22 protein-coding genes and 4 pseudogenes are annotated in these 23,096 nt (G+C 63.1%); 12 read left to right on the forward strand and 14 right to left on the reverse strand.

Annotated elements, in window-relative coordinates; genetic code table 11:
* Window positions 1–127: 127 nt before the first annotated feature.
* The 3 genes from LHA26_RS19815 to mobQ form a co-directional block, all read right to left on the reverse strand.
* Window positions 128–436, reverse strand: coding sequence for a HigA family addiction module antitoxin (locus tag LHA26_RS19815; RefSeq protein WP_252169042.1), 309 nt, complete (start codon window positions 434–436; stop codon window positions 128–130).
* Between the two features lie 121 nt (window positions 437–557).
* Window positions 558–833 carry a type II toxin-antitoxin system RelE/ParE family toxin gene (locus LHA26_RS19820; RefSeq protein WP_252169043.1) on the reverse strand — a complete coding sequence of 92 codons (276 nt, stop codon included), beginning with the start codon at window positions 831–833 and terminating at the stop codon, window positions 558–560.
* A 75-nt stretch (window positions 834–908) separates the two neighbouring features.
* Complete coding sequence (gene mobQ, locus LHA26_RS19825; protein ID WP_252169044.1) at window positions 909–1,955, reverse strand: MobQ family relaxase; 1,047 nt, start codon at window positions 1,953–1,955, stop codon at window positions 909–911.
* A gap of 236 nt (window positions 1,956–2,191) precedes the next feature.
* Between mobQ and traD the strand changes: the two genes are divergently transcribed.
* From traD to LHA26_RS19855, 6 genes are all read left to right on the forward strand, one after another.
* Window positions 2,192–2,461 (forward strand): conjugal transfer protein TraD, encoded by a 270-nt coding sequence (gene traD, locus LHA26_RS19830; RefSeq protein WP_252169045.1) that lies wholly within the window; start codon window positions 2,192–2,194, stop codon window positions 2,459–2,461.
* Entirely contained in the window at window positions 2,461–3,381 is a 921-nt protein-coding gene (locus LHA26_RS19835) for a hypothetical protein (RefSeq protein WP_252169046.1), read from the forward strand. Before traD ends, LHA26_RS19835 begins: the two co-directional genes overlap by 1 nt.
* Entirely contained in the window at window positions 3,378–3,548 is a 171-nt protein-coding gene (locus LHA26_RS19840) for a hypothetical protein (RefSeq protein ID WP_252169047.1), read from the forward strand. Before LHA26_RS19835 ends, LHA26_RS19840 begins: the two co-directional genes overlap by 4 nt.
* Window positions 3,545–4,507, forward strand: a complete 963-nt coding sequence (locus tag LHA26_RS19845) for an HAD family hydrolase (RefSeq protein ID WP_252169048.1) — start codon at window positions 3,545–3,547, stop codon at window positions 4,505–4,507. The genes LHA26_RS19840 and LHA26_RS19845 overlap by 4 nt, the downstream gene beginning before the upstream one ends.
* Window positions 4,504–4,944, forward strand: a complete 441-nt coding sequence (locus tag LHA26_RS19850) for a hypothetical protein (RefSeq protein ID WP_252169049.1) — start codon at window positions 4,504–4,506, stop codon at window positions 4,942–4,944. The genes LHA26_RS19845 and LHA26_RS19850 overlap by 4 nt, the downstream gene beginning before the upstream one ends.
* Window positions 4,945–5,424: 480 nt before the next feature.
* Window positions 5,425–5,649 (forward strand): hypothetical protein, encoded by a 225-nt coding sequence (locus tag LHA26_RS19855; RefSeq protein WP_252169050.1) that lies wholly within the window; start codon window positions 5,425–5,427, stop codon window positions 5,647–5,649.
* Window positions 5,650–5,848: 199 nt separating this feature from the next.
* On the opposite strand, the gene LHA26_RS19860 is transcribed toward LHA26_RS19855, so the two are convergent.
* Both LHA26_RS19860 and LHA26_RS19865 read right to left on the reverse strand, forming a co-directional pair.
* Window positions 5,849–6,667: a glycosyl hydrolase gene (locus tag LHA26_RS19860; RefSeq protein WP_252169051.1), complete on the reverse strand. Its 819-nt coding sequence runs from the start codon at window positions 6,665–6,667 to the stop codon at window positions 5,849–5,851.
* 64 nt (window positions 6,668–6,731) lie between these two features.
* Window positions 6,732–7,055 (reverse strand): hypothetical protein, encoded by a 324-nt coding sequence (locus LHA26_RS19865; protein ID WP_252169052.1) that lies wholly within the window; start codon window positions 7,053–7,055, stop codon window positions 6,732–6,734.
* 235 nt (window positions 7,056–7,290) lie between these two features.
* On the opposite strand from LHA26_RS19865, the gene LHA26_RS19870 reads away from it, so the two are divergent.
* Complete coding sequence (locus LHA26_RS19870; protein WP_252169053.1) at window positions 7,291–7,884, forward strand: recombinase family protein; 594 nt, start codon at window positions 7,291–7,293, stop codon at window positions 7,882–7,884.
* Window positions 7,881–9,242: a DUF7986 domain-containing protein gene (locus tag LHA26_RS19875; protein ID WP_252169054.1), complete on the forward strand. Its 1,362-nt coding sequence runs from the start codon at window positions 7,881–7,883 to the stop codon at window positions 9,240–9,242. Before LHA26_RS19870 ends, LHA26_RS19875 begins: the two co-directional genes overlap by 4 nt.
* A 99-nt stretch (window positions 9,243–9,341) precedes the next feature.
* On the opposite strand, the gene LHA26_RS19880 is transcribed toward LHA26_RS19875, so the two are convergent.
* Window positions 9,342–9,860: a hypothetical protein gene (locus LHA26_RS19880; protein ID WP_252169055.1), complete on the reverse strand. Its 519-nt coding sequence runs from the start codon at window positions 9,858–9,860 to the stop codon at window positions 9,342–9,344.
* A gap of 405 nt (window positions 9,861–10,265) precedes the next feature.
* On the opposite strand from LHA26_RS19880, the pseudogene LHA26_RS19885 reads away from it, so the two are divergent.
* Together LHA26_RS19885 and LHA26_RS19890 are read left to right on the forward strand one after the other, a co-directional pair.
* Window positions 10,266–10,601 (forward strand): annotated as a pseudogene (locus LHA26_RS19885) (type IV secretory system conjugative DNA transfer family protein); the annotation flags it as partial.
* A 966-nt stretch (window positions 10,602–11,567) separates the two neighbouring features.
* Entirely contained in the window at window positions 11,568–12,440 is an 873-nt protein-coding gene (locus tag LHA26_RS19890) for a replication initiation protein (protein ID WP_252169056.1), read from the forward strand.
* Between the two features lie 56 nt (window positions 12,441–12,496).
* Here LHA26_RS19890 and LHA26_RS19895 read toward each other — a convergent pair whose 3' ends face one another.
* The 4 genes and pseudogenes from LHA26_RS19895 to LHA26_RS19910 form a co-directional block, all read right to left on the reverse strand.
* The gene (locus LHA26_RS19895) at window positions 12,497–12,772 is read right to left on the reverse strand and encodes a hypothetical protein (protein WP_367890761.1); all 276 of its coding nucleotides are present in this window, start codon (window positions 12,770–12,772) and stop codon (window positions 12,497–12,499) included.
* A gap of 17 nt (window positions 12,773–12,789) precedes the next feature.
* Window positions 12,790–13,431 (reverse strand): AAA family ATPase, encoded by a 642-nt coding sequence (locus LHA26_RS19900; RefSeq protein ID WP_252169058.1) that lies wholly within the window; start codon window positions 13,429–13,431, stop codon window positions 12,790–12,792.
* Between the two features lie 123 nt (window positions 13,432–13,554).
* Window positions 13,555–15,051: pseudogene (locus tag LHA26_RS19905) on the reverse strand (transposase family protein); the annotation flags it as partial.
* A 17-nt stretch (window positions 15,052–15,068) separates the two neighbouring features.
* Window positions 15,069–15,713, reverse strand: a complete 645-nt coding sequence (locus tag LHA26_RS19910; protein WP_252169059.1) for a recombinase family protein — start codon at window positions 15,711–15,713, stop codon at window positions 15,069–15,071.
* Between the two features lie 362 nt (window positions 15,714–16,075).
* Between LHA26_RS19910 and LHA26_RS19915 the strand changes: the two genes are divergently transcribed.
* On the forward strand, window positions 16,076–18,148 hold the full coding sequence (locus LHA26_RS19915; RefSeq protein ID WP_252169060.1) for a beta-galactosidase: 2,073 nt from the start codon (window positions 16,076–16,078) through the stop codon (window positions 18,146–18,148).
* A 95-nt stretch (window positions 18,149–18,243) separates the two neighbouring features.
* Here the strand turns inward: LHA26_RS19915 and LHA26_RS19920 are convergent.
* From LHA26_RS19920 to LHA26_RS19930, 3 genes and pseudogenes are all read right to left on the reverse strand, one after another.
* Window positions 18,244–19,213 (reverse strand): IS630 family transposase gene (locus LHA26_RS19920; RefSeq protein WP_437441276.1). Its coding sequence is split into 2 segments (ribosomal slippage): window positions 18,244–18,873 and window positions 18,875–19,213, totalling 969 coding nucleotides; the frame shifts between segments, so codons are not numbered across the junction.
* Window positions 19,214–19,627: 414 nt separating this feature from the next.
* Window positions 19,628–20,809 (reverse strand): IS91 family transposase, encoded by a 1,182-nt coding sequence (locus tag LHA26_RS19925; RefSeq protein WP_252169035.1) that lies wholly within the window; start codon window positions 20,807–20,809, stop codon window positions 19,628–19,630.
* Window positions 20,810–20,818: 9 nt separating this feature from the next.
* Window positions 20,819–21,088, reverse strand: a pseudogene (locus tag LHA26_RS19930) (tyrosine-type recombinase/integrase); the annotation flags it as partial.
* Between the two features lie 58 nt (window positions 21,089–21,146).
* Here LHA26_RS19930 and LHA26_RS19935 point away from each other — a divergent pair.
* Window positions 21,147–22,370: an IS256 family transposase gene (locus tag LHA26_RS19935; protein WP_252169036.1), complete on the forward strand. Its 1,224-nt coding sequence runs from the start codon at window positions 21,147–21,149 to the stop codon at window positions 22,368–22,370.
* A gap of 41 nt (window positions 22,371–22,411) precedes the next feature.
* On the opposite strand, the pseudogene LHA26_RS19940 reads toward LHA26_RS19935, so the two are convergent.
* A pseudogene (locus LHA26_RS19940) lies at window positions 22,412–23,020 on the reverse strand (tyrosine-type recombinase/integrase); the annotation flags it as partial.
* Window positions 23,021–23,096: the final 76 nt, after the last annotated feature.

Below are 23,096 nucleotides of genomic sequence, written 5' to 3' on the forward strand. Positions count from 1 at the left end.
GAACGGCACGTGAGAAAGTCCGCCTCATTGCCCCTCTATAATGACAGCAAGGCGGGGTTTTCCCGGAATCTGTTCCCAATTCACTTTTCCCGAAAAGCCCCAACCTAGACGGGAAAACGGGAAAGGATCAGGCGGCTTCCAAGGTCGGGATACGCGCGATGATATCGGCATCCTTCACCGCCTGCACGCGCAGGTCGTAATTGCGCTGCATGTTCACCCACATTTCGGGCGTCGTGCCGGTGAGCTTGCCGACCCGAAGCGCCATGGTCGGGGTGATATCCTGCTTCTCGGCAAGAATGTCGTAGAGGGTCTGCCGCGACACCTCGATCAGCCTGGCGATCTCCGCCTTGGGCTTGTTGAGCGCGGGCAGAATGTCCTCCCGCAGCAGCTCACCAGGGTGCATCGGGGCAAGGCCGGATACGAGCTGGTTCATCATCTGTCTCCTGTCCGGGCCGATCCCGGATCGTCATGCGTCTCTGTGTAAGCCCTATGTGTAAACTATCGCCTTACATGTCAACCAATAACTGACAGATTTTCAACTCGGGAGGCATTCCCTCCTAGTGGTAGTCCTCAATGTTCACGTCGATCGCATCACCCTCATCCCAAGCCCACGTGATCCGGTAATTGCCGCTGGCATCGACCGCGTAGCGTTTGGGGTTGGTGTTCAGCCCGTGAAAGCGAAAGCCCGGTAGGTGCATATCCTCGGGCTTCGTGGCAGCATCTAACGCAAGCAGGATGCGGCGGACGCGGCTGTGGTTCTGGACGGGAAGTTTTGAGCCATCTCTCTCGGTGGCGAAGGCTTCAAGCGCCTTGCTGGCGTATGTCTTAATCATAGACACATTGTAAGGCATTTCCTGACATTTGTCAAGTTTTGCCTTACATTTTGCCAAATGACCTCTTACGGGTTTCTACCGCCCGAACCCTATGTCGTGGTCGAGATCGCGTTGTCGTTCCCGCTGCCGATCGCGCTCGATCTGCGGCTGATCCATGTCGAGCCCCGGCGCCTGCTCGCGCCGGGGTGAACGGTCGAGGGCGGGCAAATCCTCGAACCCGTCGCCGACCCTGGCTTGCAGCCCCGCCCGCATCGCCTGCGCCGCGCCCCTCACCAGGTCCGACATGCGTTGCGCCGCCAGCTCGACATGATCGCGCGCCCACTGGTCCACCTCGTGCAGCCATTCCCGGCCGCGCTCGATGTAAGCCCCCAGCCCCCGCTTCTGCTCGATCGCCTCGTTCATCCGGCCGCGCGGGGTGACGGCATGGCGCTCCTCTCCGGCCGCCTCCTGCTCGCGTTGCGCGCGCCGCTCGATCGCGGCCGACGCGTGCCCCATCTTCACCGTGGGCTCCATCTCCACGCCCTGGCGGGCGTAGCTGCGATGATCGACCCGCTCGGGCACCAGCGCCTGCTCCAGCGCCTCGTTGACCCGTCCCGCCCAGCTTTCGCGGATCGCCTCCACCTCGGCCGACGCCGACGTTCGCACGTCGAGCTGGCGTGTCTTCGCCCCGAGGCCGTCCGCCTCCACCACCCGCGTCGTGGTCATGACATGCGCGTGGAAGTTGCGATCGTCGCCATAATCATGGGGGGCGTGGATCGCCGCATCGACCGCCACCCCGTAGCGGTCGCGCAGCTCCTCCGCGAACCCCCGCACCAGATTCCGGCGCTGGTCCCGGTCCAGTTCGGCCGGCAGCGCCAGCTCATACTCCCGCGCCACCTTGGCGTCCTTGCGCTTCTCCGCCGCCTCGGCCGCGTTCCACAAAGCGGAGCGGTCCTGCGCCCACTCCGCGCCTTCCGGCGCGACGATGAACGCATCCTCGACGCCGCCCCGCCGAGTGTAGTCGTGCACCAGGCCGTCGCGCTCGTTCTTGAGACAGACGCCGGCACGATACGCGACCGCCGCGACCGCACTACGCCCGGTCGAGCGCGACACCGACTTCACCGCCAGATGGTAGATCGCCATCGCCGCGCCTGCCTTCTCCAACGTGGTCCAGCGGCGTTGCGCTGGTCGGGGTGTGGGGCGGAGGCCTCGCTGTCGCGAAGCGACATGGGTGCAGGGTATCCCTGCCGCACGCATTACGCAGTAATGCTAAAGTGCGCCCTTGTCTTCTACCGTCGACTCGGGTGGCGTCGCTTGTTGGTTTGCGCTATCCTACCTTTCGACAGGCGCTGTGGTGCCCTTCTTGTCGCGAGGTGTGCATGGCGGCTCCCACCCCCGAAGCGGTCGAACTGGCGAAGAAACGCGTCGCCCAGGCCAAGGCCCGCCTCGATGCATTGAACGCCCGGATCGCCGCCGAGGGACGCCGCCTCGATACCCGCCGTAAGATCATTCTGGGCGGCCTGCTCATCGATGCCGCTACCAAGGACCAGCGCTTCGCCAACGTCGTCGGCTCGCTGATGGAGCGCATCAACCGCGACCAGGACCGTAAAGCGTTCGATGGCTGGACGCTGCCGGTGGAGGAGAACTGATGGATCGCGATCGGGATGACGAACCCCGCCGCCTGCTCGACCAAGCGCGTCGGATTCAGGGCCAGGGACGCGGAGGAAGGAATCGCGGCGGGGACCGAGCCGACACCCCAGCGGGCAAGTTCGATATGTCCGACTGGAATACGCCGACCGGTGCACCTGCCGAACCTCCGGCCGACCCCGTGCCGGCCCCCTCGCCCGCTGCCCGCGCACGCGACCAGGCCGACACCGCCAAGGCGTTCAGCATGTTCTCGGCCATCGATACCGGGATCCAGCGCCTCCTCTCCAATTTCGGCATGATCCGCGATCTCGTCGCCGACGTGCGCGCCAGCGTCGCCGATGCCGCCGCCAAGGATGCCAAGCGTGCAGAGGAGGAAGCGGCCCGCAATAAGCGCATCGCCGATCGCCTTATCGATCCCGACCAGCTCGCCCGCCACGCTGAGGCCGGCGCGCGTCAGGGAGCACGAGAAGCCCTCGACAGCTCGGTTCGGGAATGGACGCGCCGCCTCGACGACGACGCCTCCGCCCGCCATCTCATCGTCAAGCAAATGGCGTTCGACCAGACCGAGCGCCGGAACGATGAGAACCGCCGGCGCCGACGGGACCGCTGGTGGAATGTCGGATTGCTCATGCTCGCCCTGCTCATCCCTCTCGCGACGGGATATGGCTATTTTCTCGGCCGTACCGCCGGGCACGCGGCCGGCTATGCCCAGGCCCGCGATGAGGTCGCCGCGGCGAATTGGGCCAACACCGCCAACGGCAGGCTTGCCCGCCAACTCGACCAGGCGAGCGAACAGACCATCCCCGCTATCGCCGCCTGCCCCAAGGATTATGGCTGGAAACGCGAGAAGCGCGACGGCGCGTACTGGTGCTTCGGCGCCAACAGCGACGGTCGATCCTATACCGGATGGCTCCTGCCATGATCCATATCGACTATCGGGTCGCGCCCCGCACCGATCGCGAGCACGCCGGATCCTGGGGGCTATGGTCCGATCGCCGTCAATGCTGGCTCGGCATCGTCTACCCCAGCGAACGCCAGGCCATCGCCATGCTGGCCTATCTTCGCCGTACGTTCGATGCACGCAAATGACCTGGACACATCCCCACTTCCGCACGCCGGCCGAGCAGGCCGGGTACGAAGCGGTCGATGCCGAGTTGGCCGACCGCATCCCGCGCCGCGACCATGTGCCCGAAGGCGAGCGCGACGGATGGCGACAGAATATGCTCCCCTTCGGCGAGCGCTGGTCGGGCATCCGCGAGCTCGAAGCCTGCCTCGCCTTCCGCGAGCCGTCCGATCCGGAATCGGCCGTAGTCGCCGACGCCCTGGTCCGCGCCGGCACCGTGACCGATGATCTCTACGACCGCCTGCTCGCCGTCGCCGATCGACGCTATACGGAGCATCTGCACTACCCTAGCCCGCCAATCACGCGCGCGGTCGCCTTCGACGCTTTTGGCACCCTCGTCCGCATCGGGAAAAGACACCGCCCCTATGAACGGCTGGTCGCCCGGGCCCGCCAGCGCGCGGCCGAACTCCCCTCGCCGATGACCGCCGCGATCGGGCTCGACGACTATGCCGCGATGCTCGGCCTGTCCCCGCCCCATGTCGAGCGCATCGGCCTCGAGGAGGAACTGGCGTCGGTCACCCCCTATCCCGATGCGCTCGAGACGCTCCGGAGGGTCAAGGCGCATGGCGTGACCGTCGTGGTGGCCTCCAATCTCGCCGAACCCTATGCCGCCCCTCTAAAGGCCCTCCTGGGCGATTGGGTGGACGTCTGGCACTTCTCCTTCGCCGTGGGGGCTACCAAGCCTCAGCGCTTCTTCTACGCCGCCCTGACAGCCCGCCTCGGCATAGAGCCGCACGAACTGCTCATGGTGGGCGATAGCTGGCACGCCGATGTCGAAGGAGCGGTGAAAGCCGGTGCACGCGCACAGTGGCTCGATCGGACCGGTCGGGCCGCCTATGTGCGCCGCCATGTCGCCGTCCGCTCGCTGGCGGACGTCGGCTGGATCCTGCGAACCGCGCACCCGGGCGAGCCAGCCCAGGCATGACCGATCCAATGCCCGAGGACCGGATGGACGCCCCCGATCGTCTCCGCGTCCAGGCGCTCGTGCAGGTCAATCTTGCGCTGCGCGACGAGGCGCGCCCGGTCCCGCCGGACAAGAAACGTTGGGTCTATGGGTTTAACCCGCAGGGCGAGGGCCATGGCTTCCCGGAACTGTGGGTGCCTCGACCATTGATGTTCTGGTCGTGCGTCCTGCGCGGCGGATGGGAAGAAGGCCCCGAGCAACTGAACGATCCGGGCTTGTCGCTCGCTCCATGGCCCAACGCCGAACAAGCCATCCGCGCTTATCTTCAGGCCCCAAAAAACCCCGCCGGAGCAAGCTCGACGGCGGGGCAGGTTCGGAGTGACGATATGACAGGGGGTGTCATACCGCAGCGCACAACTAGCGCCTCAACGAGCAGATTTATCGTTACATGTGCTTAATCAACCCGATATTCGCCGTGGCAGGGCGGTCTCGGTTTTTTGGGAACCGTGAGAGCGGCAACAAATGGTCCCTTTAATCCGCTATCGGATCATAGGACCCGTTATGGCGATCAGATATGATCGCGCAGGACAAATTGAACTGTCACAAAGTGACGAGACCGGAGCCAGCGGTTAAAGCGTGGTTCGGCTTCGCCGCCAGCCATGTGCGACTCGTCTGGCGATTTGGATAGACCGTAAAACTACCAAGCCTCCGCGCATTGGTGCCCCAAGAGCCCAACCGAACCTTCTTGGGCCCGCCATATAAACGGGCACCAATAGTGCTTAGGCAACCAGTCCGCTCTCAAATACATCGTTGGTATACCCAACGCTATTGAATGAGCGTCGGACTTCCAAGAAATCTGGAAAGCTCGACATAATCCGGCCCATCGAAAGGCATGCCGGCCGGACCCTTCGAGAACCGGCATGCGATCGAGGTCAATCGTGATGATGGTCCGCATGATGGCGATGAGCGTGCTCGCTATGTTCGCGCGCATGGCTGGCATGGCCAGCCGCAGCGGTTGCATGATGACCGGCCTTCTCGTGATCGCCTTCCTCATGATGCGTGGCGGCCTCGCGGTGATGACGGGCAGCATGGTCATGATGCTCTGCCGCGACGCGATGGTGCTCTGCGCCCTTATGCTCTACCATCGATATTCTCCTGCCTGAGTTGGACCGGTCGAAACCGGTCCAGCCGCATTAAGCTCGCCATGTTACTGGCAGACGTCAGTCCACGCTGTGAGACATGATGCCGATGTCAGCATAAGGGCTACAGGAGCGGTAATCGTGCCAAACCGTCAGTTGTCGGGGTAACGATCTTCCCGCCATCGATTGCGATCACCGTCGAGCGGAGTGGCGAAAACGCTTGTCATACCGCTGCATAAGCGTGGCCCGCGTCAGTGAGGCTGCCGTCCGGTTGGAAGAAGGCCGAGGCCGACAGCGGACCACCCCCACCTGGTTTTCCCCACGGATACCAGGCATAACCCCGTATCCAAGGGGTCCGCTCCATGAACGGACACACCGTCTCGATGAAGCGGACCGCGTCACGCTCGGTATAGCGATTCTTGCGTTCGCCGTGCGCGCTCCAATCCACGCAGCCGAATTCCGTCACCCAAATGGGACGCTTGTACATCTCGTGGACGTGATGAAGCAGGCCGATGAGGTCGTGCGGGTCGGCCGAGCCATAATGATGGAAACCTACCGAGTCGAAGTGCAGCCCGCGTCGTTCCGCACCCTCGACGAAGCGTTGCATCCATTGCTGGTGGGGTTGTGCGCAGGAAGGGCTGACGAGGTCAGCGGCGATGCCTTGAAGATTCGGCCAGGCGTCGAGCGCCTGCTCGACCCTCAGGTTGGACTGGTCGTGGTGGTCGGGCTCGTTGAAGCCGAACAACACCGGCAGGCGCGTTCCCCGCATCTTTGCCAGCGCCGCGTCGGTGTTGCCGTTCAAGCCCCAGATCATCGGCACGAAGCGGATCGATGGGTCGGCGTCGGGCACGCCCTTGCCCGCCCGATGCACACCCCAATCATAATACCAGTCTGTGCGTAGCCCCGAAGCGACTGGAGCCGCACCCGCAAGGCCTTTCTTGCCGGTCGCATGGTCTGGCAACGCGAATGTCGGGGCGTCGGCCAACGAACTGGCCAAGGCCGCACCGCCGCGCGCGAGCAGGGATCGCCTTGTAAGCGTCATTTCGGTCCTCGTTATGCGGATGGGTTGCTGTCGGCCGGACTGGCGGGTCGATTGGATCGGCTGCTCAGTATCCCCAGCCACCATGCCAATAATCCCACCGCGCGACATTGTTCTCGTGATGGGCGAAGCGGGCGTCACGCCAGGCCTGCGTCCTGCGCACGTCGGCAGCATGGGCATAGGCGTCCGCAGCTGCATAATCGCCCCAATAGGCAGCGGCATCCGCGGCGTGCTGGTCTCGACGGGCCTGGAAGGCGCGCTCGTCGGCGCTCCGATAGGCGCGGTTCGCCATGTCGGTGTCATAGCCCCAGGACTGGGCGTCCGCAGTGGTGACACCCAATGCGGTCGCGCCGACGATGGCTGCTATGATGGTGGTGCGGAACGTCTTCACTCGAACCTCCAAAGACAAGATTCAACCGAGATCCGCACGATGCTCCTGTGCCTCTGAACCACGAATGACGATCTCGTTATTTGATCTTAAGTATCCATCCTGGCACTCTTGAGCCTCCAAAAACCGCTTGCCTTTTGACATGGTTCTGAAAGAGGATTGTGAAAGGCAGGGGGCCGCAGAAATCCGTCACTGCCGCGCTGGCCTCCGGATACGGCCGTTTTTGAAAGGCACAAATTTGGCCAAAGGACCCTATCTGATCGGCTATGCCCGGGTATCGAAGGGTGACGAGCAATCGAACGTCGCCCAGCGCCGCGCGCTCGATGCGGCCGGCTGCAAGCGCGTGTTCGAGGAGACCGCCAGTGGCGGGCGCTGGGATCGGCCAAAGCTGCAGGAGATGATCGAGCAGCTTCGCGACGGCGATGTCGTAGTGGTCTGGAAGCTCGACCGGCTGTCGCGCAGCCTCAAGGATCTGCTGCACATCATGGATCGTATCGAGACCGCTGGCGCCGGCTTTCGGTCACTGACCGAGGCGATCGACACCACCACGGCCGCAGGCCGCATGATGATGCAGATGGTCGGCAGCTTCGCCGAGTTCGAGCGGGCCATGATCCGCGAGCGCACCTCCGCCGGCCTTGCCCAGGCGCGCGCCGAAGGGCGGATCGGCGGACGCCGGCGCAAGCTCGGCGAAAAGCAACGGCGCGAGATTGCGGAGTCCGTCATCTCCGGACGAAAATCCGGCGCCGAGATGGCGCGGCTCTATCATGTGAGCGAGCCGACCGTTTCGCGCATCGTCGCCGCGCACCGACAGACTGTGGAGCTACCGGCATGAAACGCGGCCACGACCTGACCGAGCTGATGAAGTTCGCGACACGGCCCGAATGGGCCGACGACCTGCATGACGCGCTCGACGATCATCTGGGACCGGCGCTGACGCAGTTCGACATCGATTCCGATGAACTGCCCGGCATCATCGGGGAGCATTGGGTCATGACCCTGTGGGGCTGCGCGTTCGAGGATCTGGCAACGCGCGTCTTCGAGCCCGATGGCCGCAACGTCGTGGACGAATATCTCAAGCGCCGCGGATGGAACGAGGCCGGCCCCAACAAGATCTACATGCGCGCGCTGAAGGCCTCCGTCATGAGCGTCTACGAAGTCAGCGCGATCGAGCCCGGCGTCGGCTTCCTCGCTCGCGACCTGATCCGGGGCGGCGATCCCGTCCAGGTCCGCGAGCGCTCCGCCTCGAAGACGCTGGGTCCGTGGGATCGTATCGGCGCGCGCATCCTGTCCGTAAGCGGGCATAGGGTCCTGGCTGGCGGCTTGTTGTTGTTCACCGCGGAAGCCACGAGCGCGCTTCTCGAAGCATTACGCATGGGACAGGGCAAGCGCGGCGCCCGTGCAAAGCTGGCGATTGGGGATGATCAACTCCGCAACCTGGCGCCACTCATCTCGATGGTCTGGCTGTTCGACATCCTGCCCAGGATGCTCGAGCCCGCCACCATTCCCACGCTGCATAATGCCGATGGCGAGGAGGTCGTTTTCCACCGTGTCCGCTTCCCGTTCGCGCGTGGCACGACGCAGGCTCTTGTCGCGGAGCGCCTCGATTCCGTTTCGGTGCTGCAACGTGAAACAGCCCATTTCTGGAACTGGCTGGGGACAAAGCCGAAACCGGGCAAGAAAGGCATGGGCCAGATGGCATGGGGCGTGACGATGGAGGACGGCACGCCGGTACTCGGCAATCTGGAGCTCAAGGGTCGCGCTCTCACCCTTTCCGTCACCTCGGCAGAGCGTGCGGAACGAGGGGTTGCGCTTATCACGCAGACTCTTGGTGACATGGTGGGGGCACCACTGACCGAGATCGAGACGGTCGAACAGGCGACGGCGGCGCGGCAGGAGGGACGAACCTCCTCGGAGCCGGCGCCGGACATTCCCGTCGAGGTCGCCACCCCGCTCGTGCATGGCATGCTCGATCGTCAGTACCGAACCCTCCTCGATGAGCCCGTCCCAATGCTCGGCGACAAGACGCCGCGCCAGTGCGCCCGCAGCAAGGCGGGGCGCGCCCAGCTCGCCGCATGGCTCAAGCATCTCGAAAATCTCAGCGGACGGCAGATCGATGCCGACGACCCGATGGCGACCTACGATTTCGCGTGGATGTGGCAGGAACTCGGGATCGAAGAATTGCGTCGATGACGGCTCTATCAGCTCACGACAGGTTTACCGCCCTCTCGTAACGTGAAGGAATGGTGGTCAGAAGAACGGCCGCTTGTAGGAAAATCCGCAGCTAAGCCGTCATTTTAGCGGAGTAGCAAATTGGGTGGCGAGATCATCCTCTGTCTGGCCGTCCATCCAGAAGGAGACTTCCTCCAACGAACCACCGCTCCCATGGCCGGTGAGCGCGAAGCCGCACCCGGTGCCGTGAATGTTCGGCATGACCGACACTGATGAATAGCTTCCTCGAACACTCGCGAGAATCTTCGCAGGCGTTAGACCTAATTTGGAAGAGAAGATAACGATGGCAGTATCTTGCGACGACCTTGAATTACTCGGGCGCATCAATGCCACGAACATTTGCCCGTACGCTGTATAAATCGGCCAAGTGCCGCGTGTGACATATCCTTCAAGAACAGGCCACGCACCGACCTGATCCGCGGCGGTCAATCTCGGCGGCGGTTCAGGCGGTTGATCGGGCCGATAAAACGTGATTTCGCCACCTTCGAGAGGTTTTCCTCTCACCGCATCATATCCACTGGGCACCAAAATCTCATATTGACAAATGCTGCTTAGTGACTTCTCGACAATCTCGATCACCTCGGGAAACCGTTCATCAGACGACCAGAATCGATATCCGTTTCTTTGATAAACGAGTTTCCCATTTTGATAGGTCGGCGATTCCCAAGAATTATTGGGTGTTTAATGACCTTAGCGTTAGGGTCGAGACTCTCCGCAGAGATTTGCTTGATTTTCACCTCTATGGGCTGCGCGGATCGTGAGGCGAAAGCCTTACAGTCTATCGCACCCGTGCTCGCACTTGCGAGCGCCAATAGCGAAAGCATGATCGAACTCCCTGGTCCAAGCTACCTCACTGATGTCGGCTTATGGCATCTGCATCCGGCTAATCCAATGCCAGAGTTTGGTCGCTCGCCAACCGGGGAGTTCAGTCAGCCCGCATCGCGAATGCTACCGTGAATCTGTGTCCGAATAATGCACAGAGGCCATTTCCTCGACAGCCCGCGCATGTCAGCTGTGCTCGGCCGATCGGATTTCCGCTTCGCGGACCTGAAAGAGCGGCCGGCGAGCGTGTTCCTCGTCCTGCCCCCCGATCTGTTCGACACCTATGTGCGCTGGCTGCGCCTCATGGTCGCGCAAGGCTTGACCGAGCTGGCGCGCGCGCCGGGGCGTCCGCCGTGGCCGCTGCTGACGCCCGATGAAGTCCGCACGCTGCGCGAGGACCGCGAAATCCTGTTCCTCGCGGGACAACGCCCAATCATCGCGACCAAGCTGCGCTACTATGCCGATCGCGAATTCGCGGGCCGCTTCGACAAGGCATGAGGCCGTTTAAACGGCCTCGATCCGACGAATCGCCATCATTCCGATATACAGACGATGTCGGGTTGATGGTGTTCCGCCGCACATTATGCCACGCCGGAATCGCCCGAACGCGCGGAAATCGCGCTCCGGCGCACGAAAGGTGAGTTTTGGGGTATCGGCTCACCGTTCGCATATCGCGCGGCGGTGGGTGATACCCCGAAGGGTCGTGGATCTCGCGCCGAAAAATCGACTGCCTGGGAAGCCCGTAGAGCGCCATGGACGGTTCCGACGCCCGAAACTCTGTCCAAGAGCCGGAATCGTGCTGGGCGACCCGGGAATCGCCTCTGGGGACGTTTTGGCCTCTCCTGTCCTCTCGAGCGGAGCGCCCACATACCCGCCTGGCTTTTTGGAAAGCCATTTCGACGGTTGGGCTTGGCGATGGGCTGGCGGCAGGAGCGCGGCGGTCGCACCATACCCCAATCAACAAAAGCGTGCCGGCGGAGCCGGCTCATTGTTGGGATGCCGGGTGGGAGGATCGCGTAGCGATCTGGGGCGGCCGAAGGCCGCGAGCCGGCGGGGCGAAGCCCCAAGAGGCGGTGCCTTCTTCTTCTTTCGAGTTTGACGGTGCCACGGGCGCGGAGTTATCCACAGGCAGGGCCACCCCAATACTCACCGGTCCCGTTCTGATTCAAGATTCCTCTTAGATTCAAGATTCAGGGGTCCGCAAACCCGCAGAAAACTAGGGAAAATGGCCCCGGAAAGTGAGTGTTGGGGTCGAGTCGCGTGAGTTTTGGGGTAGCCTACGGTGAGCTTTGGGGTGGGGAACGGTGAGTGTTGGGGCAGAGTCGGGTGAGCTTTGGGGTATGGGCCTTTGCGACGGTGAGTTTTGGGGTAGGTCGCTGCGGCGAGCCGGAGGATTTGCCTAACTCACCGTTCATGGCTAGGGTGAGGCGATGACAGATTCCCGCTCACCTTTGGAATGACCTTATGACCAAGCCCGCCCCGACCGAAGCCGCTCTTACACTGGCGCAACGCGGGCGCGGAAATCCGTTCGATCCAGCCAATTACGGTGAAATCGTCAAGCCCGGCGAGCTGGTCGATATTGTCGAGCTGACCCCTCTCACCCTCGCCGATCGCCGCATCTACAACCTGCTGATCGCCAATGCCTGGGAGCGGATCGGCGAGCCGGTGATCCACCGCATCGCCAAATCCGCGCTTAAGGGCACGCACCAGGGCAATGAGCGGATCGAAAGCTCGCTGCTGCGCCTGATGGGGACGATCGCGATCGTCACCATCCGCAAGGCCGGCAAAAGCTATAAGCGGCGCGTCCAGCTTCTCGGCCCCAGCGACGAAAGCCTCGAAAAAGACGGCTTCCTCCACTACCGCATCCCCGAGGAGCTGATCGAGATACTGCGCAACAGTGAGGTCTATGCCCGCCTCAAGACGCAGGTGATGTATTGTTTCGAGTCGAAATATGCGCTCTGCCTCTATGAGATGATCGAACGCCGAATTGGCCTCGAATACAAGCAAAGCGAAGAGTTAACGATCGCGGAGCTGCGCGGCCTGCTCAATGTTCCCGAAGGCAAGTTGGAACGCTTCGCCGATCTCAACAAATACTGCCTCAAGGTCGCGCAGGACGAAATCAACAAGCTGTGCCCCTTCGCGGTCTATTTCAATCCGATCAAGAAGGGGCGCAAGGTCGAGCGCGTGGAGATGGTGTGGCTGTCCAAAACGTCGAGCGGGCGACGCGACGCACAAGACCTGATCGACCAGCACAGCATCGTCCGCCGCGCCAAGCTGCGCGGCATCGCCGAAATGCCGGTTCTGGTGGATTTCAGCGCACTGGCCGCCGAACGGTGAGGCCCTACCCCAAAACTCACCTTTAGCGCGCCACGGCCGCCTAGCCTTCGCCCGTCCTACCCCTCGCCGGCATCGAGCGCACGGCTCACCGTGAACTGAATCCATGCGCTGCGGCTGATCCCGCGTCGTCTGGCCGCCGCATCGACCTTGGCGAGCAAGGCACGGTCGAAACGCAGCATCACCGGCGACTTGCGCGGCTCGGCCCCCTGCCCCGCCTCATCGGCCGCGAGCGGCGCGGTCTCGGGCTTCGCCGCGCCGGCAATGAAGGCATCGGCCGCCGCCTCATCGATCGGCGGCTTGGGCTTGCTGTTTGGTTTACGAGCGATAGCCATTAACACCCACTCCGATATTATCTTGATATACAAACCGCGCCGATCAGCGCGGTAAGCTCATCGATCGCCTTGGGGTCGCGCGGGCTTTGCTCGATAACCGCCCTCCCCTCGGCCGCCGCGTTCGGGAACGCCTTGCGCCGCACGATCGACGTGGTCAGTACCTCGATCCCCTCGATATCGCCGATCATCTCCAAGGCCGTTTCATTGTCGGCCCCTTGCGCGTCCGCGCCATTCAGCACGGCGACGGCGCGCAAGCCCTCGTTGATCTCGCGCGCCTCGGCGACCAGCGCCGAAACCTGATCGAGCGCCCACACGTCGAAGCTGCGCGGTTGTACCGGCACCAGGAGCGTGTCGGCGACGGTGAGCGCGGCGCGCAGCGAGCCGGTGTCGCGCCCGCCCACGTCGATGATGATATCATCATATTTGCTGGCGAGCTGGCGGACCTGGCTGCGCAGCGCGGCGCCGGTCAAGGCGACGGCGGTATAGCCGGCCTCACCACGCCGTTCGGCGCGAAGCTGGGTGAAGGTGAGGGCGGTGCCCTGCTCGTCCCCGTCCACCAGCAACAGGTCACGACCGGCCGTCGCCAGCGCGACCGCGAGATTGACGGCGAGGGTCGTCTTCCCAACGCCGCCTTTCGTGTTTCCGACTGCCAATATCATAACGCCCTCACTCTGCGAGCTATCGTTAATCGCTTCGGCATGATCTGTCTATCGCTGAGATATACAACCGATGCTCAATCCTCCGGCTCGGGATCGTCGCCCGTCCCTAGCGTACGCTCAGAAAGAGATTCTGCGATGACCCCTGAGCGGGGTCGCGAAGGTCAGCTCGGCAAAGGGGTCGGGATCAACGAACAAGCGGGACGGCACCACCGGACTGCCCATCGCGGGTGCGGTCGTTACGACGATATCCTCCTCGCCGGACAGGACCGAGCGCGGAATGCCGATGCGGGTCGCCAGCTCATCCACCCGGTCGGCGCGTACCTCGCGACGGCTCTTGCGGTGCTTGCGATAGCGATGCAGCGGCACCGGCCCGCCGACCGGATCGAAGGGGCCGTAGCGTTCCTCGCCATGCTCGACCCAAAGTTCCTGGTCGAACAGGCCCCACCAGACCACGACCGTCTCGCCGGCGACCTCTGGCGAAACCTCGTAGGTGACGCCGGCAACGGTCAGCCGGCAGTCGATACCGACCCGGCGTCGCTCGGGCTCGCGGGCAAAGGCGCAATAGCGCTCCCAGGTGCACATTGTGCGAATGCCGCCTTCGGGCAGCCGGGCGAGCCAGTCCTCGATGCGCGAACGCTGCTCGTGGCGATGCCCGCCGTTATTATAGGTCGCGACATAGCGTGCCAGCCAGCGATTGGCCTCGTCCTCGCTGTCGGGTTCATGGAAATGGTAGAGTGTCTCGTGCGCTTCTTTCACGGTACGGAACGGGCGTTCGACCTTGCCCTTGGCGCGCGCCGTGGTGCGGTGTGCATCCGACCCCTTCGGCATGTGGCGGATCACCTCGATGCCAAGACAATCCATGACCCGGTTGAATACTGCCGACTTGCCGACCGGGCCGCCGTCGATCTGAAGCTGATCGGGGATGCCGCCGAACGGATTGTCTTCCTTCGGTGCCATCGCGCGATACAGGAAGCGCAGCGCCGCCTCGGCGTCTTCGCCATAGACCAGCGCATATTCTTGATACGCAGCGCCGGATCGGTCATCGACGACGGAGAACAGCATCAGTGTCGGCGCGCCCTGCCGGTCATGGTCGAGCCAGGTCGGCACCTTTAACTGCTTCAGGTCGGACGGGCTCATGTCGAAATGCCACAGCATGTTCGACTGCTCCGCTTGGTAGCGGACGGCCGGTCGCTCGCGGGTAAGTCGCGCCGTGTCGTAGCCGAGCCGGCGCATATGCCGGTTGAGCGTCGAGGCGGTGAGCCTGCCGGGCGTGAGCTTCACCAACCCGCGATCGGGCGTCTCGACGCCGTGTTCGGTGACGATCCGGAGAATGCGGTTGGTGGACAGGCGGCGTCCCTGCCGATTGGTTGTGCGCGCCTTCATCGCCGCGACAACCTCGCACCACCATTCGATCTCATCGGCTGGCATAATGCGCGGCGTGCCGCGATCGGCGCGGTGGGCATCCTTCGGTCGGCGCTCGCCGCGCAGCAACCGATAGAGCGTGGCACGGCTCACACCGTACAGGTCGGCGGTCTGCGCCAGCAGCGGCCCGCGCTCCGGGTGCCGCGCCGGTAGCGCCGAAAGGCGTCGGCGCAGGGTCACGATCGCCTCGATGGGGATCGTGACGCCCGCGCCCATCACGCGGCCTGCGTCTGTTCTTTGCGGAACGGTATGCCATCAAGCAGCGCCTGCCCCGGTGCCTTGGGACTGCCGTCGCCATTCACATAGGCATAGAGCGTGGTCGTCGTGATCCCGAGGCGCCGTGCCACGTCGGCCGCGATGGCCCCTCGGTCGGACATGGCAGTCATCGCCATCGACAAAGTGGCGCGATCCATCTTGCGGGGGCGTCCGCCGAGACGGCCTCGCGCCCGCGCGGCTGCCAGTCCCGCCTGGGTGCGTTCGGCGATCAGCTCCCGCTCGAACTCGGCGAAGGCGGCGAAGATGCCGAATGCGAGCCGCCCATTGGCGGAGGTGGTGTCGATTTGCGCGCCGGCACCTGTCAGCACCTTCAGCCCAACACCGCGCTCCCGGAGCGCCTCTGCGGTCAACACTAGGTGACGCAGGTCGCGCCCCAGTCGGTCCAGCTTCCAGATCACGAGTGTATTGCCGGGCTGCAATGCCTTGAGGCAGGCGGTCAGGCCGGGCCGGGCATCATGCCGGCCGGAGGCGAGATCCTCGTAGATGCGCGACGGATCGATACCGGCAGCGAGCAGCGCGTCACGCTGGGGCGCCAGCGTCTGCGACCCGTCCGACTTAGACACCCGGATGTAGCCGATGAGCAATGCCGACTCCGTCAGAAAAGACAGCTACCTACCTGCAACGTGGCACTGGTTTTCGCAACGGGTTTTCTGATTAGCTGATGGCGTCCGTGCGATGCGATCCGGCAACCGCTAGAAAACCGTTCGTTTTTCTGGCGGTGAACGCAGGTCTCAGTTTCGGCTTGCCTCGTTCAGGGAAGCGGGTTGAACACAGCGACTGAAGCACAATCCTCAGGCAGGCGGCACTTGTGCCGTAGCGAAGCTGGATGTTTACGGCTTGAGCAAACCGCTGCCGCTCAGCGTGGGACGGGCAACGACTTACAGGTGGTATGTACTCCACCCTCATGGTAGCTCGGCGATATTAGTAATACTGTCGAGAGGGTGTGATGGGTGCGTTTGCGACCGCCGTAGGCGTTCTGGGCTTTTCCGCCGTTGCCACGGCTACCCCAACCGTTCAGTTGCCCAACACAGTCCTGTATGGCGTGGCCTATTACGACGAATATACGCCGGTGGACCGCGTCGACGAAGACGCGCGCATGATGCAGGCGGCGGGCATCACCGTAGTACGTATCGCGGAGTCGACGTGGGGAACGCTGGAGCGCCAGCCCGGCGTGTTCGACTTCAGCCACGTTGATCGCATGCTCACCGCCATGCACCGCCATGGCATCAAAGTGATCGTCGGCACGCCGACCTATGCCGTACCGACGTGGCTGGCGCGCCAGCATCCCAACGTCCTGCAACGGCCGGGCACCTACGGCCCGCGGCAGAACATGGATATCACCGATCCCGACTATCGTGCCGCCTGCGAGCGCGTGATCGTCGCGCTGATTGACCATGTGAAGGATCATCCGGCAGTCATCGGATACCAGATTGACAATGAGACCAAAGCTTACGGCCTCGACACGCCGCGCGTCCAGGCCGCGTTCCGCGCGGAGATGCAGCGGACATGGCCAGACCTGAACGCCCTGAACAAGGCGTGGGGCCTCGACTACTGGAGCAATCGCATCAACCGCTGGGAAGACTTCCCTTCCACCAGCAACTCCATCAATGCCAGCATGAACGGTGCCTTCGCCAAGTTCCAGCGCAGCCTCATCACAGACTTCCTGACGTGGCAGTCGCAGCTGGTGCGCGCCCATGCGAAGCCTGCGCAGTTCATAACCCACAATTTCGATTACGATTTCGCGCCGGGCTATTCTTACGGTCTTCAATCGCAGGCGGATCACTGGAAGGCGGCCAAGGCGGTAGATGTGACGGGCGTGGATATCTACCATCCCAGCCAGGAAAAGCTGACCGGATTGGAGATCGCGATGTTCGGCGATCTCGCCCGGTCGATCCGCAACGGCGAGAACTATCTGGTGCTGGAAACCGAGGCGCAAGGGTTTCCACAATGGACCCCCTTCCCCGGCCAGCTCCGGCTCCAGGCGTTCAGCCACCTCGCCTCCGGCGCCAACATGGTCGAATACTGGCACTGGGCCAGCACCTCGAATGCGATCGAGACCTATTGGCGCGGGCTGCTGACGCAGGATTATAAGCCGAACCCGCTCTACGACGAGGCTCGGACGATCGGGGCCGACTTCAAGCGGCTCGGGCCGAAACTGGTCGATCTGAAAAAGGACAACAAGGTCGCCATCTATGTCAGCAACACCGCGCTGACCGCCTTCGATGCCTTCAAGATCAACGCCGAAGGCCGCAACATAACCTATAGCGACGTCGTTCACGGCTTCTACGACCCGCTGTATCGCCGCAATGTCGAGGTCGACTTTCTGTCGCCCGACTCGACCGTGCCGCTCGATCGCTACAAGCTCATCATCGTGCCTGCGCTCTATGCGGCGAACGATGCGGAGATCGCCCGGCTGAACGATTACGCGAAGCGGGGCGGACACCTGCTCTACAGCTTCAAGAGCGGCTTCACCGACGAAAACGTCAAGGTGCGCTACGCCAGCCAGCCCGGTGCGATCGCACAGGCGGCGGGCGTCACCTACCAGTTGTTTACAAACCCCAACGGCGTGACGCTGGCCGGCGATCCATTCGCGGTGGGCGAGGATGCGAACAAGGCGCGCTGGTGGATGGAGATGCTGACCCCCACCACCGCGAAGGTCGTCGCCCGCTACCAGCATCCGTCATGGCCAGCGGCCGCGGCAATGACGCGCAACGACTGGGGCAAGGGCCAGGTCAGCTATGTCGGCTTCATGCCGACCGAGGCCATGGCGGAGACCATGCTTGTCGACGAGGTTCGGCGTGCAGGGGTCGAGGTTCCGAAGGTGCGCTGGCCGCAAATCCAACGTCAGGGCCGTACACCCGATGGGCGTCAACTGCGTTACCTGCTGAACTATTCGGCCAAGCCGGCGACTGTTCCCGTCGCCTCCGCCGGAGAAGAGCTGCTCTCCCGCAAAAAGATCGCCGCAGGCGAGGCGGTGACACTGGAGCCATGGAGTCTGGCCATCATCGAGAACCGGTGATGTCGAGCTGAACGACAGCGTTCACACCGCTCAACCGCCGGCGACTACTTTTCCTGATATACAACCCGATCACCATGAATTAGAGCGGATTCCGATCAGTCAGGGTCGTAACCGCATGAGCTGAAGTAGTTGGCGCATTCGGCGGGCTCGAAGAGGTCGACGAGCTGGCCGATGAGATCCCAAAGGCCAGAGACGGTGCGCTCGCCGGCTTTCCTGAGCATGGCCTTGAGGCGTGAGAAGGCCTTTTCGATGGGATTGAAGTCGGGGCTGTAGGGCGGAAGGAAGCGCAGGCTCGCGCCTGCATCCTCGATCATAGCGAGCACCGAGGCACGCTTATGGCTGGAGAGATTGTCCATGATGACGACGTCACCAGGCTTCAGTTCGGGGACGAGCACCTGGCCGACGTAAGCTTCGAACCAGTCGCCGTTGATCGGTCCGTCGAGCACCATTGGCGCGATCATCCCGCTCATTCTCAGCCCCGCGACCAGCGTCGTGGTCTTGCGGTGACCATGCGGGAAGCCCATCCGCAGCCGCTCGCCTTTTGGAGCGCGGCCATGGCTGCGGGTCATGTTGGTCGCGGTCCACGTCTCGTCGATGAACACCAACCGCTCGGGGGCAAGATCGCACTGGCCGTCGAACCAGTCCCGACGCTGCCTCAGGATGTCGGGCCGGTCCTGCTCGATCGCGTGGCCGGTCCCTTCGACAAGCTCAGGAGAGCCTTTTTTTCCGCGTGATGGCGTGGCGCGCGAAGAACCGGTGCAGCGTCGAGTTCGCCACCGACAGACCGATGCCGGCGAGCGCCACCCGAAGTTCGTCGAGCGTGATGTCCCGGTCCGCCTCCCACAGAGCCAGCACCTCCTCGCGGCGCTCCTCGATCCGGCGCGAGCGCATATCGCCGCCTTGAGGCTTGGGAGCAAAGTTGCCCGTCGCCGTTCGCTGCGACTGCCAGCGGATCGCCGTTGAAGGCGCCACGCCAAACCTCGCCGCTGCGGCTCGCCTGCTCATTCCGCTATCGATCGCCGCCAGCAACCGAGAGCGCAAATCCATCGAAAGCGCCTGACCCATTCCGTGCCGGCCTCCAATCCCGGCCAGCATCGTGAATCAGATTTTCAACCGGTTGGGAATCTGGAGGTTTCTGTGAGGTCGCGCGGCGATGAGCGTTGATCCTGGCACCGTGCGCGATCTCATTGAAGCCGGATTGAGCTAACCCGCTGACGCGGGCCGCCTGACTATGGGTTTAGTGGTGCGCCATCCGCCGTTCGGGGCTTGTTGCCGACGTTGCGACGACCGCGGCCGATATCTCGTTGGCACCAATAGCGGGCGTGCGATGCTGTTTGCCGCCCGCTGTCGGAACGGAGTTGTCGGTATCGACGGCGTCGCAGCCTTGCGCGGCAGCAAGCTGCCGAGCGCGACGTCGGTAGCGACGCCACGCGAGGATGCACAAAGGGAGGATGCACAAAGGGAGGATGCAATCCCGGCTCATGATGTGTCCGGAGGAGGTCGGGCTTTTCCTTGTCGGAGCGCTGGCAGGGCAGAGATGATGCGTAGCGTTCCGCCGCAGCATGGACAGACAGTGGGTTCAAAGGGCGGTCGACGCCCGGTCATACAGACTGGGGTGGACTCGTCGCCTGCGGGCAGCGGCGGCAGGAGCTGACGAATCGTTGCGAGACGGGTCTTGCGGCAACCGTTGGCGAGGAACCCATAGTGGCGGATGCGATGGAAACCGTCGGGCAGGGTATGGAGCAGGAAACGCCGGATGAATTCGTCGGGAGACAGCGACATCACCCTTGCCGCGTTCGCGCGTCGATAATCGCGCCAGCGGAAAGAAACAGCCGTGTCATCGACGCTGACCAGGCGGCTGTTAGCGATGGCGACGCGGTGCGTGTAACGGCCGAGATAGGCGAGGACATGACCAGGCGACCCGAACGGCGGTTTGGAGAAAACGACCCAATCCTTGCGACGGAGCTGCCGCATTGATGCAGCGAACACAGTTGCATCATTGAGGTGAGCAAGCGCGCCCGAGAATTGTAGCGTGCCGGCGAGATCGGCAGCGTCGAGCCTTTCCAGGAATATGCGCCGGAACAGCCGGGAGAGCATGCGGACCGGCAGGAAAAAGCGCGGCCGGCAAGCCAGCCACCGGTTGCCAGCCGCCAGTGCTCCTCCCGGGACGAGACAATGAATATGAGGGTGATGCGTGAGCGTCTGTCCCCATGTGTGAAGTATGGCGAGGAAACCGATCTCGCCGCCGAGATGTCGGGGGTCCGCAGCGGCGGTCTTCAACGTAGCCGCAACGGCGTCGAACAGGATCGCATAGACAACGGCCTTATTCTGGAACGCGATCTCCGCAGCTTCCGCCGGTACGGTGAAAACCACATGGAAATACGGCACCGGCAGCAGGTCTGCCTGACGCTCGGCCAACCATCGCTCTCGTGTTGTGGTCTGGCATTTCGGGCAATGCCTGTTGCGACAGCTATTGTAGGCCACCCTGCTATGGTCGCAGTCATCGCAGGCTTCGATATGCCCACCAAGCTGCGCCGTCCGGCAGAGTTCGATGGCCGACATGACGCGGCGTTCCACGCGGCCGAGATGGCCATCGTGGGCGTCACGATAAGCAGGGCCATAGCGACGGAAGATATCCGCCACTTCCAGGTCGGGGCGCATCGCCGCCGTTCAGGTCGGGGGCACCACGTCCAGTCTTAGGCGGTCGAACGGGCTCTGCGTCTTCGAGACCGTCGTCGAGGCAACCTGTGTATAGCGCGCCGTGGTCGAGAGGTTGCGGTGCCCAAGCAGCACCTGGATGATCCGAATATCGGTCCCGTTCTCGAGCAGGTGGGTGGCGAAGCTGTGTCGGAGCGTATGGACGCTGACTCGCTTTGTAAGGCTGGCCGCCTTCGTCGCGGACCTGCAGGCGGCATGAAGCACCTGGACATCGATCGGTTTGGGGACTGTCGGGAATTTCGTGTGTGGGCGGGCATAATGGGTAAGAAGGAGACCCCTTATGTCACGACGCAAGGACCCCTCGATTCCAGCAGCGCTGCTGGACCAGTTGCTGGGCGGAGCTGATGCGGCGGCAGCGCTGCAGGATGGCCGTCTGCTGGACTCTTTGAAGAAGGCGTTGGCGGAACGGGCGCTCAACGCGGAGATGGACCACCATCTCGACCATGGCAGCCAGGATAATAACAGCCGCAACGGCTATGGCCGCAAGACGGTGACGACCGATGGCGGGAAGATTGAGATCGAGATTCCCCGCGATCGTGCTGGCAGCTTCGATCCGCAGCTGATCGCCAAATATCAGCGACGGTTTCCGGGTTTCGATGACAAGATCATCTCGATGTACGCGCGGGGCATGAGCACGCGGGAGATCAGCGGCCACCTGCGTGAGCTCTACGGCATCGAGGCGTCGGCAGACCTGATCAGCACGGTGACCGATGCTGTGCTCGACGAAGTCGCCGCCTGGCAACAGCGGCCGCTCGATCCAGCGTATCCGCTCGTTTTCTTCGACGCGATCCGGGTGAAAATCCGAGACGAAGGGCTGGTTCGCAACAAAGCCATTCATATCGCGCTGGGCGTCATGGCCAATGGCACCAAGGTGGTGTTGGGCATGTGGGTCGAGCAGAACGAAGGCGCCAAATTCTGGCTGCGTGTGATGAACGAGCTGAAGAATCGCGGCGTGGAGGACATCATGCTGGCCGTCGTCGACGGCCTGAGAGGGTTCCCCGAGGCGATCACGGCCGTCTTTCCCGACGCGATCGTTCAAACGTGCATTGTCCATCTGCTGCGCAACTCGATGGAATTCGTCTCCTGGAAGGATCGCAAGGCGTTGGCGACAGCCCTCAAGGAGATTTACCGCGCCGTCGATGCCAAAGCGGCCGAAGCAGCGCTGACGTCCTTTGAGGCGGGACCATGGGGGCAACGCTACCCGGCCATCGCCCAGAGCTGGCGCCGGGTCTGGAGCGAAGTCATTCCGTTCTTTGGATTTCCTGACGAAGTCCGCCGGATCGTTTACACCACGAATGCCATCGAAGCCCTGAATTCCAAACTCCGCCGAGCGGTCAGGACGCGGGGCCATTTCCCCAGCGATGACGCGGCCGCCAAGCTGCTTTTCCTGATCTTGAACCGGTCGGAGAAAGAGTGGAAAATGCCGCCCAGGGAATGGGCGGTCGCGAAGGCTCAGTTCGCCGTGCTCTTCGGCGACAGGTTCATCCGGGCCATGGCGGCCTGATGATCAATCAGCCCGCCCATACACGGAATTCCTGACAGTCCCATCGGTTTGTCCCCGCGCCCGGGGAACAGCCACGTCTCAGGCCGCGCCAACCGCCAATAGGTCCGCAACACCCCGAGCAATTGCGGGGAGAGCATAATCGTTCGGTCCTTCGCCCCCTTGCCGTGGCGCACCTGGATCAGCATCCGGTCGCTATCAATATCGTCGATCCGCAGGCTGGCCGCCTCCGACGCCCGCAGGCCGGCTGCGTAAGCCGTCGTCAGTGCGGCTCGGGCCTTGAGCGACGGCACAGCCTCCAGGAAACGAACCACCTCATCGGCGCTCAGGATGTCGGGCAGCTTCCGCGGCGTCCTGGCATATGCGATCCGCTCGGGGATCTCGGCACGGTCCAGCGTGACGCCATAGAAGAAACGAAGGGCGCACACCGTCTGGTTGAGCGCACCCCACGATACGCCCCGCGACACGAGATAGACCTGAAAGGCGCGAACATCCTCAAGCCCAAGCTGATCGGGCGACCGACCGTGGAACAGGCTGAACCGTTTGACCGCATGGATGTAAGACCGCTGCGTCGCTGGCGAGAGGTTGCGGACGCTCATGTCGTCGATCATACGACGGCGCAGCGGGCTCACCGCTGCCGTGACATCTGTCATGGGATGGTCTCCTGTTAGAGGGTTGGTCGAGCAACCAAACCTTCTCATCAGGAGGCCATTCCGGCCAAACACAGCG

Source organism: Sphingomonas morindae, from assembly GCF_023822065.1.
In the GTDB taxonomy this organism is placed as follows: Bacteria; Pseudomonadota; Alphaproteobacteria; order Sphingomonadales; family Sphingomonadaceae; genus Solisphingomonas; species Solisphingomonas morindae.

Coding starts and splice junctions, on each gene's coding strand:
- LHA26_RS19815 (WP_252169042.1), bottom strand. CDS start 436: ATGATGAACCAGCTCGTATCCGGCCTTGCCCCGATGCACCCTGGTGAG.
- LHA26_RS19820 (WP_252169043.1), bottom strand. CDS start 833: ATGATTAAGACATACGCCAGCAAGGCGCTTGAAGCCTTCGCCACCGAG.
- mobQ (WP_252169044.1), bottom strand. CDS start 1,955: ATGGCGATCTACCATCTGGCGGTGAAGTCGGTGTCGCGCTCGACCGGG.
- traD (WP_252169045.1), top strand. CDS start 2,192: ATGGCGGCTCCCACCCCCGAAGCGGTCGAACTGGCGAAGAAACGCGTC.
- LHA26_RS19835 (WP_252169046.1), top strand. CDS start 2,461: ATGGATCGCGATCGGGATGACGAACCCCGCCGCCTGCTCGACCAAGCG.
- LHA26_RS19840 (WP_252169047.1), top strand. CDS start 3,378: ATGATCCATATCGACTATCGGGTCGCGCCCCGCACCGATCGCGAGCAC.
- LHA26_RS19845 (WP_252169048.1), top strand. CDS start 3,545: ATGACCTGGACACATCCCCACTTCCGCACGCCGGCCGAGCAGGCCGGG.
- LHA26_RS19850 (WP_252169049.1), top strand. CDS start 4,504: ATGACCGATCCAATGCCCGAGGACCGGATGGACGCCCCCGATCGTCTC.
- LHA26_RS19860 (WP_252169051.1), bottom strand. CDS start 6,667: ATGACGCTTACAAGGCGATCCCTGCTCGCGCGCGGCGGTGCGGCCTTG.
- LHA26_RS19875 (WP_252169054.1), top strand. CDS start 7,881: ATGAAACGCGGCCACGACCTGACCGAGCTGATGAAGTTCGCGACACGG.
- LHA26_RS19890 (WP_252169056.1), top strand. CDS start 11,568: ATGACCAAGCCCGCCCCGACCGAAGCCGCTCTTACACTGGCGCAACGC.
- LHA26_RS19895 (WP_367890761.1), bottom strand. CDS start 12,772: ATGGCTATCGCTCGTAAACCAAACAGCAAGCCCAAGCCGCCGATCGAT.
- LHA26_RS19900 (WP_252169058.1), bottom strand. CDS start 13,431: ATGATATTGGCAGTCGGAAACACGAAAGGCGGCGTTGGGAAGACGACC.
- LHA26_RS19915 (WP_252169060.1), top strand. CDS start 16,076: ATGGGTGCGTTTGCGACCGCCGTAGGCGTTCTGGGCTTTTCCGCCGTT.
- LHA26_RS19925 (WP_252169035.1), bottom strand. CDS start 20,809: ATGCGCCCCGACCTGGAAGTGGCGGATATCTTCCGTCGCTATGGCCCT.
- LHA26_RS19935 (WP_252169036.1), top strand. CDS start 21,147: ATGTCACGACGCAAGGACCCCTCGATTCCAGCAGCGCTGCTGGACCAG.